Raw genomic sequence first — 2,519 nt, forward strand, 5'->3', positions numbered from 1 at the left:
ATTTTTAATCAAAATTGTTCTAGCTCTTCCTTACTAATATGTGAAGAAATAAACAGTATCAGAAGGCGATTGTTGATAATGATAATCGAGTGGTCATGGTGCTGAATAGCACAGCATTGTCTTATATGAGCAACAGTGATTTTGCACAAATATTCATTACACAATGGAATCTTTTATGAAAAATCAGAAAAATATTGAATTATTAATTTCAACTTTATCTACAACTAAAAATGTAAAAACAATAAAAAAAAATCAAATATTCACACCAGGAACATTCAACGAACCAAGGTGTGTATTATTTCATCAAGGAATTATTTCATTACAACGACAACATGACAACTTATTACTCACTAATTTAACGGCTCCAATGATCATTGGTTTGCGATTTATATCAGATGATATGGATATTAAAACCTTCCCCCTCTATTTCCGAGCTGAATCTGATGTATCATATGAGTTCATCCATCCTTTGGAGGCTAAAAAAAAAATCAACGACAACCAGTTATGGGAAAATGTTGCTATGTATCAAATGATGCTTACTGCTCTATTAACGAACTATCTTGATAACATGTCTAATGTCAATAGTTCCAATCTAATTGAGTATTGTCTCGAAAAGCTCTGTCATGAGCCTGAACAAATACGAAATCGCAGAACAGCGGTGGATTACATTATGGACAAAACAAATTTATCACGTAGTAACATTTCAAAAGTTGTTGCCATGTTAAAAAAAGAAGGAAAAATAACAACCTATAAAGGGCTTTTACTTTCAAAAATGAAGAAAGATGAATAAGAATTCAAAAATAAAAAATTTGATATTATATTAAAACACTGCCCTTTCAACTCACCATAGTTAGAAGGGTATTTTTGTTATAAGGTCACACTATAAACCCAGCGAAAGAGCTATCCAGGAGCTTTTGATATCACGCAGCGATACTGGAATCAGCAGGCATCACACCCGCGATGGGATCGATAAGTGAAATAATACGACGGCTGATAGCCTTACCCAGGGCTTCCCCGGGGAAAATCCCGGGAGAGTTAAGAACGATGTATGAGCAGGCGAGATGGCAGATATTACCGGGAAGACGGGAACGAAGTTGCCCACGAGAACCGAGGGTGGGAAGTAGGAAAAATAGCCAGCGCTTCCCCAGAACGGACAAAATGTACCGTAAAAATGCGCGTGAACCGTGACTGCTTTTTGCCAACCTGATGGGATATAAGCCGCATGCAAATAGAGCAGAACTTCAGGGATGAGAAAAGTAAGCGCTATGGTCTGGGACTGCGGCAAGTAAAAGCCGGGGAGAAAACGAATATCCGTGCTTTGCCTGGTTGCAGTTTTCTACAGCATCATCATGTAGCTGACGGGATATTACATTGAAAGTAAGGGAATAAATCGATGGTTTCAGGCGAACAGAGAGAAGTCGAGCAGAGTGCTGTCATATCTGACGTTGAGTGAAAAGGTCATCTGTCAGTCACCGGGAATACTGTCGGGGAAGAACCCCGACAGGGTGTACGCCGAATTGATGAAGTTTCTGGGGATCCCTCTGGCCTTTCGGGGCAAATTTAAAACCGACACCTACTGTTGGATATCCAGAGTTATCTATATAAGGTGTATTTTTGATTTTTTCTTTTTTAATAACTCAGTGATGTAACTTACCTGTATCATTTTATTCTCCTTGCAAGAATAGACTAAGCGCTGCGTTAGTGTGTTATTGTTCTGTTTTATTTTTATTCTCTAAATCCTTAATATCGATGCCAGTTCGCTTTCGGAAATAATACGCGAGTAAATTGCTTACACTATGTCCGCCTAGTAGAGCAATAACGATGGCAATAGCACCGGGGCGTATTTTTACACCTGCGATGGCAGGTAGTATGGGTATCCATGGCCTAACGAGATAGAAAATGAGTAAACAGGTAATTAGGTCGCCTATTTTTTCTCTCAGTTTACCCCCCCCATGCACCATCGCCCCACCTCTCCAAGTATTAGTGTCGCAGCGATTTCAAATGCCTCAAATGGCGTAGTTAGAGCTAAATGCAGCCATTGCATAAAAGAAACATGTTTTCCGATCATTTACGCCTCCATAATCAATTGAATAGATAATATAATACATATCCACTCAAAATAATTCCGGTCTAATATTGCACAAGAATACGTTAAATTAGAACAAACAACTGCTATTTTAATTTATGATAATGTAATTTCCATTTTAATAAAATGGTGATATACAGATACTTTGCACATCACCAGTTATCTGCCATGATTAATAAATGATGATTTATTTGTAATTTTTCAGCTCTGAGATAATATCTTTTATCAGTTTTTTATTTCTAAACTTTTTGTTGACGCATAGTAATGTCGTGATGTTTTTATTGACCAGTTTAACTATTTTTGTTTCTGGCGGGTTAAAATATTTTGATAAATATTCTGGAAGCAACAGGATACCATCTCCGGAGCTAACAGATAAGAGTTGGGCTGAAAGATCATTATCTGTTTTTTTAATGTTTAGATAAGGAAATATGTC

Annotated in this window: 1 protein-coding gene and 2 pseudogenes; 2 read left to right on the top strand and 1 reads right to left on the bottom strand. The window is 37.2% G+C overall.

All coding sequences use genetic code 11. The annotated features are described in order from the left end of the window. Positions 1–175 precede the first annotated feature (175 nt). On the top strand, positions 176–790 hold the full coding sequence (locus NNO04_RS22290; RefSeq protein ID WP_271446504.1) for a helix-turn-helix domain-containing protein: 615 nt from the start codon (positions 176–178) through the stop codon (positions 788–790). 299 nt (positions 791–1,089) lie between these two features. Then, positions 1,090–1,526, top strand: a pseudogene (locus NNO04_RS22295) (IS4 family transposase); the annotation flags it as partial. Positions 1,527–2,273: 747 nt separating this feature from the next. Here the strand turns inward: NNO04_RS22295 and NNO04_RS22300 are convergent. Continuing rightward, positions 2,274–2,519 (bottom strand): annotated as a pseudogene (locus NNO04_RS22300) (LysR family transcriptional regulator); the annotation flags it as partial.

This window comes from Citrobacter sp. Awk 4 (assembly GCF_028069725.1).
Lineage (GTDB): Bacteria > Pseudomonadota > Gammaproteobacteria > Enterobacterales > Enterobacteriaceae > Citrobacter_D.